The sequence below is a fragment of the Snodgrassella sp. ESL0304 genome, assembly GCF_013344995.1.
Taxonomy (GTDB): Bacteria; Pseudomonadota; Gammaproteobacteria; order Burkholderiales; family Neisseriaceae; genus Snodgrassella; species Snodgrassella alvi.
This window is the reverse complement of the sequence record NZ_JAAEDR010000014.1, coordinates 67873-83855: the sequence shown is the minus strand read 5'-3', so window position 1 is coordinate 83855 and position 15983 is coordinate 67873. Positions and strand designations below refer to the sequence as shown.

Annotated in this window: 9 protein-coding genes and 1 tRNA gene; 5 read left to right on the top strand and 5 right to left on the bottom strand. The window is 38.8% G+C overall.

The window, feature by feature from the left end:
* Nucleotides 1-132 precede the first annotated feature (132 nt).
* The 3 genes from GYX91_RS07180 to GYX91_RS07170 all read left to right on the top strand — a co-directional run bounded on the left by GYX91_RS07180 (nucleotide 133) and on the right by GYX91_RS07170 (nucleotide 2011).
* Nucleotides 133-738 (top strand): glutathione S-transferase N-terminal domain-containing protein, encoded by a 606-nt coding sequence (locus tag GYX91_RS07180; RefSeq protein ID WP_025331062.1) that lies wholly within the window; start codon nucleotides 133-135, stop codon nucleotides 736-738.
* A gap of 24 nt (nucleotides 739-762) precedes the next feature.
* Nucleotides 763-1212, top strand: a complete 450-nt coding sequence (locus tag GYX91_RS07175; protein ID WP_084586400.1) for a ClpXP protease specificity-enhancing factor — start codon at nucleotides 763-765, stop codon at nucleotides 1210-1212.
* Between the two features lie 511 nt (nucleotides 1213-1723).
* Nucleotides 1724-2011: a hypothetical protein gene (locus GYX91_RS07170; protein ID WP_025331060.1), complete on the top strand. Its 288-nt coding sequence runs from the start codon at nucleotides 1724-1726 to the stop codon at nucleotides 2009-2011.
* Between the two features lie 118 nt (nucleotides 2012-2129).
* Here GYX91_RS07170 and GYX91_RS07165 read toward each other — a convergent pair whose 3' ends face one another.
* Entirely contained in the window at nucleotides 2130-2729 is a 600-nt protein-coding gene (locus GYX91_RS07165) for a DUF2238 domain-containing protein (RefSeq protein ID WP_174830400.1), read from the bottom strand.
* A 433-nt stretch (nucleotides 2730-3162) separates the two neighbouring features.
* On the opposite strand from GYX91_RS07165, the gene ahpC reads away from it, so the two are divergent.
* Nucleotides 3163-3729, top strand: coding sequence for an alkyl hydroperoxide reductase subunit C (gene ahpC, locus GYX91_RS07160; protein WP_084586686.1), 567 nt, complete (start codon nucleotides 3163-3165; stop codon nucleotides 3727-3729).
* Between the two features lie 158 nt (nucleotides 3730-3887).
* Nucleotides 3888-5456, top strand: coding sequence for an alkyl hydroperoxide reductase subunit F (gene ahpF, locus GYX91_RS07155; protein WP_174830399.1), 1569 nt, complete (start codon nucleotides 3888-3890; stop codon nucleotides 5454-5456).
* 266 nt (nucleotides 5457-5722) lie between these two features.
* Here ahpF and cueO read toward each other — a convergent pair whose 3' ends face one another.
* From cueO to rpoD, 4 genes are all read right to left on the bottom strand, one after another.
* Nucleotides 5723-7273 (bottom strand): multicopper oxidase CueO, encoded by a 1551-nt coding sequence (gene cueO, locus GYX91_RS07150; RefSeq protein ID WP_174830397.1) that lies wholly within the window; start codon nucleotides 7271-7273, stop codon nucleotides 5723-5725.
* 171 nt (nucleotides 7274-7444) lie between these two features.
* Entirely contained in the window at nucleotides 7445-12841 is a 5397-nt protein-coding gene (locus tag GYX91_RS07145) for an autotransporter outer membrane beta-barrel domain-containing protein (RefSeq protein WP_174830396.1), read from the bottom strand.
* Between the two features lie 969 nt (nucleotides 12842-13810).
* A tRNA-Ile gene (locus GYX91_RS07140) sits at nucleotides 13811-13886 on the bottom strand.
* Between the two features lie 101 nt (nucleotides 13887-13987).
* A complete protein-coding gene (gene rpoD / locus GYX91_RS07135) occupies nucleotides 13988-15943 on the bottom strand; it encodes an RNA polymerase sigma factor RpoD (RefSeq protein ID WP_084547389.1) in 1956 nt (651 codons plus the stop codon).
* Nucleotides 15944-15983: the final 40 nt, after the last annotated feature.

Genomic DNA, 15983 nt, shown 5'->3' with positions numbered 1-15983 from the left:
TTGTATAATAAAAATTTTAATAAACATAAACTTAAGCTATTTTTCTGGTAAAAATAGAGTCATTTGTCTATAATTGAATAATTTTTAAACACCACACTGTATTGATTATACAGTAATTCTGGGAAACTTATTATGATGACATTATATGCGGGTATCACTTGCCCGTTTAGTCAGCGTTGCAGCTTTGTGCTGTATGAAAAAGGCATGGATTTTGAAATTAAAGATGTAGACGTTTTTAATAAGCCGGAAGATCTGGCTGTGATGAATCCCTATAATCAGGTTCCTGTTCTGGTTGAACGTGACCTGATTTTGTATGAATCCAATATTATTAATGAATATATTGATGAGCGTTTTCCGCATCCGCAGCTAATGCCGGCAGACCCGATTATGCGTGGTCGTGGTCGTCTTGTTTTATATCGTCTGGAAAAAGAACTGTTCAGTCATGTACTGGTGCTGGAAAATCCTGAATCAAGTAATAAGGAAATGAACAAAGCCCGCGAAGCCATTACTCAGGGCTTAACAATGCTGGCTCCTGCATTCACTAAAAACAAATATATTATCGGCGATGATTTCTCCATGATTGATGTGGCGCTGGCTCCGCTTTTGTGGCGTCTGGATCATTATGATATCAAGCTGCCAAAATCAGCTGCGCCATTGCTTAAATATGCGGAACGTATTTTTCAGCGTGAAGCGTTTATTGATGCCTTAACACCTGCCGAGAAAGCGATGCGTCGTTAAATTATCCTGACAAAGGGGAGGACAATGAGCAAGCTGAACACCAAACCGTATATTCTGCGAGCATTGTATGAATGGGCGCTGGATAGTGGTTATACACCGCATATTGCAGTATGGGTAAATGATAAAACTCAGGTACCGCTTCAGTATGTAAAAGACAATGAAATTGTGCTTAATATCGGGCCTGTAGCCGCACATAATCTGAATATAGATAATGAATGGGTTAGTTTTTCTGCCCGTTTTGGCGGCGTTTCCCATGATATATGGATTCCGGTTGGTCATGTAATCAGTCTTTTTGCCAGAGAAACTGGTGACGGCATGGGGTTTGATGTAGAACCTCTTACTGAAAACAGTGAACACCCGACAGCAGGCGAGGATAACACCGTATCTGAAAGCCAGCCTTCTGTGCCAGAGAGTTTACCTGCAGATGACAGTAATAAATCTGGTGCGAAAAAAGGTTTGAAGATAGTTAAATAACGATTGTTATTAATAGAATATATTCTTAGCAAATAAGAAGTAATTTGTTTATTGATAAACAAGGCTGAAACTGACTGATGGTTTCAGCCTTTTTAATTTTTTAAAATTCAGACTGATAACATTTTATTCTATTTATACCTAATAAAGTGTGGCAAATAAATCAGTTCTTATAGCTAATAAGTATATATAAATTTGATGAAAAATTAGCCGTAATCTGAACAGACAGTAAATAAAATTTTTGAAGCTATGCAGTTTTAAAACTATATATATATTTGAATATTAGTTATAAATTAAAAATATTTACAATATGTCATATAAATAAATTGATAATTTTGCGGATGTGTATCTGATTAAATATGCGTTAACAAAATTTTTTCTGAGTTATTCTCTTATATCAAATTGTTAAAATAGTACTTCATTACGAGTGTAATACCGGTTAAAATAGGCCTTGTCTTGAAATTTGACATTACAATAATATTCATTAGCTTTACATTTACTGGAGTTTGAACACATGAACCAAACTGCTGAATTTGCAACAAACAGTAATGAACTAAGTGTACAGCTTGCACACAAAGAGCAAAAATTTAAAAGAGTAAAGTTCTATTTTAACGTCATATTTGCTTTGTGTTTTCTGGTATTTGCTGTGGGTCTGGTATGGATGAATACCATGGCAATTGCCAGCTCATTCATTACCGCTATGATGTTTGGTATGGCCTATCTGGGCGTAATTATGATATTTGAAGAAGATATCAAAGAATTGAAAATCAAACTGGAAAAAACACAATCTGTTTCCGCCTGATTACCTGAGCTTTAAGAGATGGCAGCTTTAGTCAAAGCTGCCATGCAAGACTAATCAGATACTTTGCTGTTGTCAGTTGGATCCGATCTGATTTTTACTTGTAATGGTAACTGCGGTTTTAACGTGATGGTCTCCGTAAGTGCCGTTTACTAAAATAAAGATAGATAAGCATGGTGCTGCAACCTATCAGACACCAAAGCATATCTTTCTGTGTATCCCATACATCGCCCTGTGTGCCAAGAAAAGTGACAGCTTCCTGATTACTCAGTATGGCTACCAGCCACTCAAACAATTCGTATATGGCGCTAATCGTCATGCAGACACAACCACTCAAAAATATCACCCAGCCGCGGTAGCGTACAATTTGTAATCTCCATAGTAATTCACTGGCTATAATAGCTGGTGAAAAACCCTGAAAAAAATGTCCAAGCTTATCGTAATTATTACGTGACCAGCCAAATACACCGCGCAGATAATTAAATACCGGTTCTTCGGCATAAGTATAATGTCCGCCAATCAGTAATATAACTGCATGAACTAAAACTACCCAGTACATAAGCTGACTGAAACGAAAGCGGGAATAGGTGAATATAAGAAGTATCAATCCCAGCAATGCCGGAAAAACTTCAAGCCACCAGGTAGGGTAGTCATGCGGCTGATAAGCAGACCATATGAGCACCAGTATAAATATTATCAATTGCAGAATATGCGTTTTCATACCATACATCACCTGCAAATATTCAGTAGCAAAATTAAACTGAAACTAAAAAGTAAAAAAATTTTTTGCCGGTATCAATCTTAATTTGACTTCTTTTTTATGATAATCTGTATATTAATCTTGATAAATGCTCTGGGCAAATATCAGTAATGTGCAGCATACAAGCTGTGACCGGTTTAGTTACAGCAGTTTTAGATTTTGGCAGACTAACTCTCATGCAACTAATGGCTGTTTATAATAGTTTTTATATATGAATTTAGTGTATTTATCTGGTCTGTAAGTTATTTTTATAATCTTGAAAATATAATACTTTGTTTTTTATGTAAAATAAAAACTATCGATTACATAAAATCATTTGATTATATTTATTGAGTAAATTTGTGTACTATACATCCATCGATTAATTCAACCTGTACATTCAAGGAGATATTTCATGGTTGCTAATGTTAACACTGAAATCAAACCGTTCAATACCACTGCCTTTCATAATGGTAAATTTGTAGACATCAGTGATGCTGACGTAAAAGGTAAATGGTCTGTATTCTTTTTCTATCCGGCAGATTTTACTTTTGTTTGTCCTACTGAATTAGGTGATCTGGCTGACCACTATGAAGAATTGCAGAAACTGGGCGTAGAAGTTTACTCTGTTTCTACCGATACTCATTTTACTCATAAAGCATGGCACGATGCTTCTGACACAATTGCCAAAATTAAATACTTTATGCTGGGTGACCGCAATGCTACCCTGACAACTAATTTTGGTGTACTGCGTGAAGGTCAGGGTTCTGCCGATCGTGCTACATTCCTGGTTGACCCGCAGGGTATTATCCAGTGTGTGGAAGTAACTGCAGAAGGTATCGGTCGTGAAGCTTCAGATCTGGTACGTAAAGTTAAAGCTGCACAATATGTTGCTTCTCATCCGGGTGAAGTTTGTCCTGCTAAATGGAAAGAAGGCGAAAAAACTCTGGCTCCTTCTCTGGAACTGGTTGGTAAAATCTAACACACTTAAATACACACATCAAAAATTTACTGTTAAATAAACAGTCATTCAGCCCGAATACCGGCTGCGGTATCCGGGCTTTTTACTAAAACAAAAATACAGGCTATCAAAAACAGAATATCTATAGTTTATTTTTATTAATGTAATGGAGCAGTAAAATGTTAGACGACACTTTGAAAAACCAACTAAAAGCTTATCTTGAATATGTAACCAGACCGGTTGAAATTATTGCTACGCTGGACGAAAGTAAAGGTGCTCGCGACATGCTGGCACTGTTACAGGAAGTAGAGGCGTTAAGTGATAAAGTCAGTCTGCGTACCGATGGTCAGTCTGAACGTAAGCCATCTTTTGAGATCACTAATCCCGGTGTGCATACAGGACTGGTTTTTGCCGGTAATCCGATGGGGCATGAATTCAGTTCACTGGTACTGGCTTTATTGCAGGTGGGCGGTCATCCATCTAAAGAAGCAGAATCATTACAGCAACAAATTAAAAATTTGCAGGGCAGTTATCACTTCGAAACTTATTATTCTATTACCTGTCACAATTGTCCGGATGTTATACAGGCATTGAATCTGATGTCTATTCTCAATCCGAATATCAGCCATACAGCTATTGACGGAGCATTGTTTCAGGAAGAAATTGAAGCGAAACAGATTATGGGTGTGCCGGCCGTTTTTCTGAATGGTGAACCATTTGGTCAGGGCAGAATGGAACTGGCGGAAATTGTTGCTAAACTGGACAGCAATGCCGCCAGTGCGGCAGTTGATGAATTAAATGCAAAAGCACCGTTTGACGTGCTGATTGTGGGCGGGGGACCTGCCGGTGCTGCTGCCGCTGTATATGCAGCACGTAAAGGTATTCGTACCGGTATTGTTGCCGAACGTTTTGGTGGTCAGGTTCTCGACACGCTGGATATTGAAAATTACATATCAGTTTTACGTACCGACGGTCCGCGTTTTGCCCATGATCTGGAAAGCCACGTACGCAGTTATGATGTCGATATTATGAATTTGCAAAGAGTTAGTGTGCTGGTACCGGCTAAAACTACAGGCGGACTGATTGAAGTACATACAGAAAGTGGTGCTGTTTTAAAATCGCGTACAGTTATCCTGTCTACAGGTGCACACTGGCGCTCAATGAATGTGCCCGGTGAGCAGGAATACCGTACGAAAGGTGTGACTTATTGTCCGCATTGTGATGGTCCGTTATTTAAAGGCAAAGATGTAGCCGTAATTGGTGGTGGTAATTCCGGTGCAGAAGCTGCCATTGATCTGGCTGGCGTTGTAAAGCATGTTACTTTGCTGGAATTTTCCGATAAAATGCGTGCTGATGAAGTATTACAGCAAAAATTGCATAGTCTGCCTAATGTTCAGATTATTATGAATGCTCAGACTAGCGAGGTAACCGGCGAAAACGGTAAAGTTAATGGCCTGAACTATCTGGACCGGGTAAGGAATACAGAACATCATCTGGCATTGGAAGGTATTTTTGTTCAGATTGGTTTATTACCAAATACCGGATTTTTGCAAGGTACAGTAGACTTAACTGAGCCAATGCACGAGATTGTAATTGATGCTTTTGGTAAAACCAGTGTGCCGGGTGTTTTTGCCGCCGGTGACTGTACAAACGTACCCTATAAGCAGATTATTATCGCTGCCGGTGAAGGTGCTAAAGCAGCATTAAGTGCTTTTGATTATCTGATTCGTACCAGTGCAGCTGATTAATCATTGACATAAGACACCACTCAAAACCAATCGTTTTGAGTGGTTTATATTTTTATCGGGATATTTACAGACCTGATACGATGACACTTATGGAATATTATTGAAAACATCATATATTTTCATGCCAGAATCTCATTGTTAATGCTAATCTCTCTTATAGACAAATATTTACTGACGCAGCTAATTTAACGTTTTATTAATCCATAAGTATTATTAACTTCATTTTTTAAATATCTGAAAAAATTCAACTTATAACGAGCGTATATTCAGACAGTAAATCCCAGCATCATCCCGGTATCTTCATGTTCCAGTATGTGGCAATGAGCCATGTAAGGAAAACTTGCTGGCGCACTGTGGTTGAATTTCACCAATACCTTACTTACACCACCTTCTACCCGTACCGTATCTTTCCAGCCTGAGCGATGAGCAGCAGGCGGTTGTCCGTTTTCATTAAGAATGCGAAACTGAGTACCATGAATATGAAACGGGTGCAGCATCATATCGCCTAAACCGGATATTTCCCAGCACTCATATTTTCCTTTACTGGCGGCAAATGCCGGCTTATTCATATCAAAAGTCTGTCTGTTAATCCTGTTGGCATGCATTAAATCTAATGCGTTTTTATCCGTGTGCATATTATGCATCATTTCCATATGAGACTGATGCATAGACATATGCCCCATTGGCATAGCTGATTTTCCCGCCAGTTGTTGTAAAGCCTGCATGCCCATACTGTCTAGTTCAGGATCCATAGACAGCTGAAAATGGCGCTGCACAAGCTGAGACAGATCAGGTAATACAGGCAGAGAGCTGGTAAGCTGATCGGGTAAAGATGCATCATTACGCGAAAAAAGTACAGACACACGAATTATCGGGCAGGGCTGATCAAAAGGAGGCAGATTCATGCCCACCTGTTTTACCGGTAAAGTAAGTAAATCAAATGCTTTACCGTTACTGGTGTCAACCATTACTTCAAAACGTTCGCCGGGCAATACCAACAGGCTGGACACTGTTACTGGCTGAGGCAGAAAGCCACCGTCACTGGCAATAACATATAAAAGGCGGCCATCACTACAGGCAAAATTCAGAGTTCTGGCATTACAGCCATTAAGCAGACGTAATCGCAACCAGCCACGCGGCGCGTTATGCTGCGGATATATCTGACCATTACACAGCAGAGTATCTCCAAACCAGCCTGTGGCTGCACTCATAACATCAAGCTGATAATCAATCTGTCCAGCTGTATTAAATTTTTTATCCTGTACGATCAGAGGAATATCATCTAATCCCCAGTTTTTGGGGATAGGCAGACCAGTACTGACAGTATCTTCCAGCAACAGCAAACCAGCCAGCCCCATTGCTACCTGACGGCCGGTCTGCCCATGCTGGTGCGGATGAAACCAACATGTTGCAGCAGGCTGGCTTGAGGTAAATTCAATTGCTCGTGCTTGTCCGGCTGGTATACAGGCCTGAGGTCCGCCATCTGCTTCACCCGGTACTTCCAGACCATGCCAGTGTACGGTTGTGGCTTCAGTTAATCGGTTTTGCAGTTTTATCTGTACCGGTTTGCCCCGGTAAATACGTATAGCAGGACCAAGCAAAGCACTATTATAGCCCCATGTCTGCGTCTGATATTTGCCAAAACGGCTGGTGCCCTGCTGAATAGTGAGCTGAATCCTGTTATCTTTACCGGTATCTAATAATGGCGGAATAGCCAATACCGGTAAATCCAGAGTATTCAGAGCATAAGCAGAAAGCGGTAGCGTAGCTGCGGCGCTTACCATGGCCGAATATCTGAGGAAGTCTCTTCTGTGCATAATGATTCTTATGAAGAAAAAGAACAGCTTAAACCTTCACCTAAGTTGAATGTCAAGCCTGTTTTGCTGAAAAGAAAACCAAAGAATATTTAAACAGAAACAGGGCACAGCATTAAATGCTGTGCCCTGCAGAAAGCAGCAGTAACCATATGGCTACTGCTGGATAATGCATTATAACCAGGTATATTTATAACCCATAGTACCTTTAAAGCCTTTGCGTTTATCACTGCCAAAATTTTTCTCGTAACGGATATCGCTGTAGAAATTACTTTGACGGGTGATTGGCAACTGAATACCCAGACCGACTTCGCCCCAGGTTTTGGCATAATCTTCTTTTAGTTTGTCACGACCAATATCAACTGATTTGGGATTAACGAAATCATGCCAGATATTCGCAATGCCATAGAAAGAGGATGACGGCAGGTTATCACGGGTATCACCATTATAGCCGAAACGCATACCTACACGACCGCGCAGTGCAGACGGATCATGCTGGTCAACATGGCGGATTCTGTCATTAAAATCATCCAGAGACAGATACTGGTATACCAGCTGAGCCTGCGGCTCTACGAACCAGTTATTTCCATATACAATAAATGATTTACCTGTTTCAGCTGATAAAGCTGCGCCCCAGCCGTTCTGATGTACAGATTCGTTCGAACGGGCATTGTATTTATTGCGCAGATAAGTTACCTGACCAACAAGATCTACATAACCGCCATTATTGCCGTAGAAGGTACCATAACCACCAACACTTACTGCATCAGTACGGCCTTTGCCCGTGTAATGGTCATCAACGATGTAACCATTCTTAGCTCGGTACTGATCGCGGAAATCATTTTCATTATGGCCATAAGCTACATAGCCGCCAATATGCCGCCGTATTCCGGTTTTCTCATTTTCATCCAGAATAAAATCATGACCAATCTGTAATACAGATTGATTACCGGCGGTATTCAAACGTTTTTTACCATCTTTATCCAGATGTTTAACCAGAACTCTGCCCCATGTCTGCTGCTGATCACTACCAAGAGCAGTATTATTCGAACCAGTGATATTGTAAGTCTGGTTTTCCCCGCGCCGCTCATGTAATGTGCCAATCGTGGTAAAGCCAAGTTCCATATCTGCTGTAGGCATCTGCACATAACCGGAAACCGGTTCTGCATAAATTGGTACTTCTGTTATAGGTGGTGCTGGCAAAATAGGCTTATCAGGAGCAGTAGGTTCGGAAATATTAGGATCAGTAGGTCCAGACACACCAGGATTAGTCGGTTCGGGTGTTTTATTTTGTGCAGTTAATGTCCATGCATAATCAGTTCCTGAAGTAGTATCTATTTTTTTAAGCTGAGCTTCACCGGCATTGGTAGTCGGAGCGGAACCGGTAAAATCATTGCCGCTACTCTTACCGGCTACATGCACCACAACTGCAGAATGAATAGGTATCTCTTTCAGGGTCACATCGCCATAGATACCGTTTAATGTCTGCACTGTTGTAGCGGCACCGTCTACATCGCCATGAATATCAACGCGGTCGCTATAAGAAGTGCCATCCTTATTCCATACAGTATTAACACGCATCAGACCGCCACCGGTATAGTTACCATTAACAGTGATAGTATGGTACTGGTCTTTGTCACCGGCATTAACTTCAGATACTTTCGGAAATATAATTGTCCCGGTAGTGTTTTGCAGCTTTGTTAATACAGAGTTTCCGGTATTGTTCCAGATACCCTGATTATCCAGATTTATTTTTCCTGAATCGGAATTGTCTGTTATACCGGTAAAGTTTTTGGTATTTAAGGCAGAAATAAATCCTGTGTTAGCATTAATCAGATTACCTTCGAATTCCTGTGTATTGATAAATTCAATTTCACCTGTACTGCTTTTAGTATTGGTTATATCCGTTTTCATAATACCGTTATTGGTTATACCAATAGTACCATCACTGGCATTGCTGATTGGTCTGTTCAAAGTTTTATTATTGATAATGGTAATCGTGCCATTACCAGTATTCTGAATTTGCCTCAGACTAGTATCGTTAATTCTTACACTGGTATTATTAACTACACTAGCATCTACATCACCATTGTTAGTAAATGTAATTGATCCGGAACCATCATTCTTAATATTGCCGTTTAATACAGCTTTATCTTGATTCTTAATGCTGATATTACCAGCACCACTATTAGTAATATTACCATTAATAAAGCTGTCTTTATTGTTTTCAATATTAATAGCACCAGCCCCTCCATTAAGAATAGCGCTAGCTATCTCACCATCATTGTTCAAGGTGATAGTACCGGCATTGTTATTAGTAATATTACCGGTAATACGTCTAATACGGCTAATACGGCCGGTATCTTTGGTATTTTCAATATAGATACTGCCTGTACCATTATTTTCGATAGAGCCGGTTAACTCCTTATTGTTGGTGATCTTAATATTGTATTTATCGACAGTACTGATATCACCGGTATTGGTGATAGTGCTGTTAAAGATTTTGTCATTAATAATCCTAATATTACCAGTATTCTGATTGGTAATAGAGCCGTTAAAGGTATTTCCATAATTGTGAATAAAAATAATGCCGGTACCGGTTGCATCATTATCAATGTCACCTTGAAAATTGCCTTCATGCTCATTATCAATGTTAAGATGACCACCGGAATTAGTAATTTTAGAGTAATTAGCCTCACCGCTGTTTTTGATCTTAACACTACCGTTTATATTAGTAATATCACCCTCAATAGTAGAGGTTTTTGCCTTGTTGTTAATAGTAATATCACCATTATCATTGGTAATATGGCTATTAATTTTAGTATTTTCTTCATTGTTGTTAACAGTAATCTTACCTGTATTAAAACCATTGTTATTATAAATATTGCCGGTAAAAGAAGAGCCTTCTTTATTGTTGTTAACAACAATACTACCATTGAGATTTTCAATATTGCTCTTTAACTCTTTATTGTTATCAATCCAGATATTATCAATCCAGTTGTTACCAACCACTCTTTGAGTACCGGTATTGGTGATAGAGCCATTAATGGTACCGTCATTGGTTATAGAGATCCTGCCTGTACCATTATTTTCGATATAGCCGCTAACGGTATTGTCATTGGTTAAAGAGAGGCTGCCCGTACCTTTATTTTTGATATAGCCGTCAAAGGTACCCTTGTTATCCAGAGTAATATTACCATCCTTAGTATTAGTAATATTACCGGTAATAGTAGAGGCAGAATCTTTGTTGTTAACAGTAATAGTACCAGACTGAGTGTTGGTAATATCACCATTAATAACAGAGCTGGCTTCATTGTTGTTAACAACAATAGTACCACTACCATCATTATTAATAGTGCTGTTTAAATCTTTATTATTATCAATCCAGATATTATCAGGATCATTTTTATTTACTTTAGAACCGGTATTGGTGATAGAACCAACAAGGGTATTGTCATTGGTAATTTTAATAGCACCAGTATTCTGATTGGTAATAGTACTATTAACAGTACCCTTGTTATCCAGAGTAATCTTACCAGCATTGGAATTAGTAATTTTAGAGGAATTAGCTTTACCGCTGTTATTGATAGTAACTATACCGTTATTTTTATTAAGAATATCGCTGTCTATAGTACCAGTATCGGTATTAGTAATATCTATCAAACCTGTACCGGAATTTTCAATCTTATTCCGTGTATTATCATTCTGGATCTTACCGCTGTTATTGATAGTAACTGTACCGTTATCTTGATTAGTAATATTACCGGTAATAGTAGAGGCAGAATTTTTGTTGTTAACAGTAATATTACCATCCTTAGTGTTAGTAATATTACCATTAATAACTGAGTGAGCTTTATTATTGTTAACAGTCATAATACCATTAGTATTAGTAATATCACCATTAATAATAGCCTCTTTATAAACAATTTTATCTTCAGTTTTATCCTTAATAACGAAGATGGTTTCATTATTGTCGACAGTAATATTACCATTGTTATTATTAATAGAGCTGTTTATATTTTTATTGTTGGTAATAATTATATCACCGCCCGCATTGTTATTAATTGAACCATTATTAATAAGACTATCATTATTTTTAATGATCTCATTAATTGAATCCTCAGTAGAATCCTCATTATAATCTACATTAATAAGATCATAACCATTAGTGATATTTATTTTTCCTGAGCTATCATTATTGACATTACCTGAAAGTGTTCCAGGACCAGTATCAGTACCAGTATTTGTAACGATAACTGTACCGTTAGCTTTATTTCTGATAACCGAATATTTATCTTTATTTTCAGACAACAACGGTGCAGATTCCAGTGTACCTTTATTATCAATAGTAAATATACCGCCTCCATTGTGAACAACAGTATCTACCTGACTAGAAGTTGTGGCTGTTTTACCATTATTGAAAGCTACTGAACCGATCGCACTTTGATCTGAAGCAATTACAGAGTTTTTCCCGCCATTTACAGTTAGATTTCCCACATTATTATTAAAAGTGCCATTATCTGTAAGTATTATTCCGGTTGTAGTTGTATTTTCTTCTCCCGTGTCTTTATCCGTAACAGTAATTGTGGTATCACCATTTGTCGTGTAGGTACCGCCTCCAACATTAATAACGGATGGATTTTTATTATTACTATTAGTAGACATGTTAATAGTTGTATTACCGTCAACAGTGATTGTTCCTGACTGAATATCTATGGCTGAGGCATTACTTTCAGGGGCATATGTTGTTATATTGAGATCTTTTTTAATATGGATTTCAGGATTTTTATTAGATGAATTGTCATCATCATCATCGTCATCACTTAATTCTTGTATTTGTTGAATCGCACTATTTTTTCCACCTTGATTAATTGTTACAGTGTCTGCTTCAATAGTCCCCCCATTATTTATAATTGCTGAAGTGCCTTTAACAACATCTTTATTTCCTGTTATCGTTATATTATTAGCGGTAATAGAACTATGATCATTCAAAATGCCAGCATCGCTTGCTCCTCCTTCATCGGTAATGGTTATATCATTGGCGACATCTAACGTAGAGCCATTTTTAACTGAAATAATTTGTGCCGAAGTACCTGTATTAGTGTTAGTAGCATTAAGATCATGATGAACAGTTACAGTGGAACTATTATTTACCAAAAGAGCACTACTTTGATTATTTTTTTTATTATTTGTAGTAGTTATATTATCTGCTGTTAATGAGCTATTACCCGTTATATTTATTACTTTTTCAGTGGCAGCACTAACGGGGCTTCCAACAGCAGTTATGTCCTTACCCGTTATTTCAGAAGATTTCTTTGCTGATATTGTCGCATAATTAATAGAACCATCTACATTGCATGTAGAGCCAGAAACATTAATATTTGGATTAGCAGCACCATTCGCTGTTGTAGTAACGCAATCTGCCGCATATGAATTTATGCTGATCATGGCAAGGGCAACAGCTGCAGCGATTTTGGCACAGTTATTTTTAGTTTTACCACGTACTAGTTCCGAACAGGCTACCCATGTCTGTGTTGCTTCACTCCATTTGGATTTATATATGTTATTCATCACTTCCCCTTGCTTACGCAAATATTTAAAAATAAACAGTAGCTATAAATTTACGAATTTGTTTAATTTACACACTAATTGCTAATTAACAAATAAAAATAATCTTATACGAAATAATTATATAAGATATGTTATACCATATTCAAATTAGGTTAACTTTATGATAAAAACATTAGTGTATATCAGTGCCGGAAAGTTGATCAGAATGTTTTAGAAAAATAAGTGTTTTCATAAGAATAAAAGTAAATATGCTATTTGATATTTTGACGTGTAAAAAAGCAGATTTAATATTTATAAGTTATAACGTTCTCCAGATTAATAACACTGGGTGTGATTGTGAGAATTAAAAATGTTAATAAAAATTGTTGTTATTTATCAGTTTTTTTGTTTTATGTTTAAGTAATATTGCCGGAATAGTAGCTAGTACTGGCGCAAGATTTACGAATAATTAAAAAAAAAGATTAAAAATCAGGAATAAGTGTATTAATTGTGCAACTATATGCATGTAAAAAGGATTTTATTCTAAAATTAATAATTTTATGTTAATTTTTAAAATATGATTAGTTGATCTGTTAAAGCTAAATTCGGAGAAATGTGTCTGTTATAAAGTATGATTAACCAAAGTTTTTTTATGATGAATAAATGTTAAATGAAAGTTACTGTTTTAATGTAAATGTATCATCCGGTCTGAAATATATTCCGCATATAGATGATAAAAATCATAATTAAACAATTTTTTAGTAGCTATATTTTAAAATACTATTTGCGGAATATAATAAACATAATTTTTAGCTTAAAATATTTATAGGGTGTGTTTTCTGTGAGTATTGAATGAAAATGCGTGTCTGTATAATAAAAATTACAGTGTTTATTATTTGTGCATATAATTTTAATAAGCAATAAAAAGCCGCTTTCAGCGGCTTTTTTGATAAAAACTCTGTTTTCTGATACAGGATTTTATGGGTTATCTGGTGGGTCCAGTGGGGTTCGAACCCACGACCAAGGGATTATGAGTCCCCTGCTCTAACCCCTGAGCTACAGACCCGTAAGCTGCGTATTGTAACCAATACGGATGGGTATTGCAAGGTTTTACATAAAAAATCATCCGCTCCTGGCGGATGATTCTGGTTTTAAACTAAAAAATGTTTATTGTTTGTTTTCGTCACTATCAAGAAAGCTTTTCAGTCGGTCAGAGCGGGTAGGGTGGCGCAGTTTGCGCAGGGCTTTTGCTTCAATCTGACGGATGCGCTCACGGGTAACATCAAACTGTTTACCCACTTCCTCAAGAGTGTGATCGGTATTCATATCGATACCGAAGCGCATGCGCAGTACCTTGGCTTCGCGCGGAGTCAGGCTTTCGAGTACATCTTTGGTAACTTCGCGCAGACTGGAATACATGGCTGCATCTGCCGGTGCGACGTTGTTGGCGTCTTCGATAAAGTCGCCCAGATGAGAATCATCATCGTCACCAATCGGAGTTTCCATTGAAATAGGCTCTTTAGCAATTTTCATGATTTTGCGGATTTTGTCTTCCGGCATTTCCATCAGTTCAGCCAGTTTGGCAGAATCAGCTTCTTCGCCGTTTTCCTGCAGATACTGGCGGGAGATACGGTTCATTTTATTGATGGTTTCAATCATGTGTACCGGAATGCGAATGGTGCGCGCCTGATCGGCGATAGAGCGGGTAATCGCCTGACGAATCCACCATGTGGCATAGGTGGAAAATTTATAGCCGCGGCGATATTCAAATTTATCTACGGCTTTCATCAGGCCGATATTACCTTCCTGAATCAGGTCGAGAAATTGCAGACCGCGGTTGGTGTATTTTTTGGCAATGGAAATCACCAGACGCAGGTTGGCCTGAATCATTTCCTGTTTGGCTGCGGCAGTTTCCTGCTCGCTTTTCACCATATTTTTGTTAATCTGTTTAAGCTCATCCAGTGAGATCTGGGCAGACTGCTCCAGATTGGCCAGTTCGGTCTGTTTTTCGATGATGGCATACTGAAAACGGCGCAATGCTTCATTCCATACGCGGTTCAGGGAGAGTTCTTCATCTACCCAGCCCAGGTCGGTAGTACGATTGGTAAAGCTTTTAATAAAATAGTCGCGTTCCATGTGGACGCGGTTCAGGGCAATATCGCGAATCTCGCGTTCAAGCTGTCTTACCTGATTAACGCGCATACGCAGATTGTCGCACAGGCTTTCAATCTGGCGAGTAGCGAAACGCACCTGTAGCAGTTGTTCGGCAATTTCCTGCTGTAATTTCAGGTAATCGGCATGGTGACTGCCTTTTTCCTGTAAGGTGGCAACCATGGTATCGTACAGGCTTTGAATACCATCGAAATGTTCGAGTGTTTTCTGGCGCAGTTCTTCAAGGTTGGCTGAAGCGGCCAGTGCTGCACTCTCTTCATCATTTTCTTCATCATCAACGTCTACACTGTCATCACTGTCATCAGTAATTTCGGTGTCTTCGTTTTTGGTATCCAGACCAATGCCCAGTTCATCCAGCAGCTCTTCATGAGGGTCGACAATGGCTTCGACTATTTCGTCTACTTTGATTTCATCTTTGCGCACGGCATCAATCAGAGCAAGTATTTCTGCTACTGATCCTGGACATGCGGAAATGGCCTGAATCATGTTACGCAGGGCATTTTCGATTTTTTTGGCGATGATGATTTCATCTTCACGGGTCAGCAGATCTACCTGTCCCATTTCACGCATGTACATGCGTACCGGATCGGTGGTGCGTCCGAATTCGTTGTCGGCATTAGATAGTGCTGCTTCTGCTTCTGCTACTGCATCGTCATCGGTCATGTTGGCGGTGTTGTCGCCCATGAGCAGACTTTCGGCATCAGGAGCTTCTTCCGTAACCTGAATACCCAGACCGGAGATCATCGATACAATGTTGTCAATCTGATCGGCGTCAGACATTTCGTCGGGCAGGGCATCATTGATTTCAGCGTAGGTAATATAACCGCGCTCTTTACCCTGAATAATCAGCTGGCGCAGGCGGGCACGCTGTTCTTCTGCGGTTAACGGGCGAGTATCATCCTGTTCCTGACTGGTATCAATAGTGGATTTCTTAGGTGTGGAGTTTGCCATATTTTACTCGATGTATTCACAACGACTTTGTCGCTGCAAG

Excerpts from the sequence above, each read along its gene's own strand:
- GYX91_RS07170 (WP_025331060.1), top strand. The coding sequence starts at position 1,724 with ATGAACCAAACTGCTGAATTTGCAACAAACAGTAATGAACTAAGTGTA.
- rpoD (WP_084547389.1), bottom strand. The coding sequence starts at position 15,943 with ATGGCAAACTCCACACCTAAGAAATCCACTATTGATACCAGTCAGGAA.
- cueO (WP_174830397.1), bottom strand. The coding sequence starts at position 7,273 with ATGCACAGAAGAGACTTCCTCAGATATTCGGCCATGGTAAGCGCCGCA.
- ahpC (WP_084586686.1), top strand. The coding sequence starts at position 3,163 with ATGGTTGCTAATGTTAACACTGAAATCAAACCGTTCAATACCACTGCC.
- ahpF (WP_174830399.1), top strand. The coding sequence starts at position 3,888 with ATGTTAGACGACACTTTGAAAAACCAACTAAAAGCTTATCTTGAATAT.
- GYX91_RS07175 (WP_084586400.1), top strand. The coding sequence starts at position 763 with ATGAGCAAGCTGAACACCAAACCGTATATTCTGCGAGCATTGTATGAA.
- GYX91_RS07180 (WP_025331062.1), top strand. The coding sequence starts at position 133 with ATGATGACATTATATGCGGGTATCACTTGCCCGTTTAGTCAGCGTTGC.
- GYX91_RS07165 (WP_174830400.1), bottom strand. The coding sequence starts at position 2,729 with ATGAAAACGCATATTCTGCAATTGATAATATTTATACTGGTGCTCATA.
- GYX91_RS07145 (WP_174830396.1), bottom strand. The coding sequence starts at position 12,841 with ATGAATAACATATATAAATCCAAATGGAGTGAAGCAACACAGACATGG.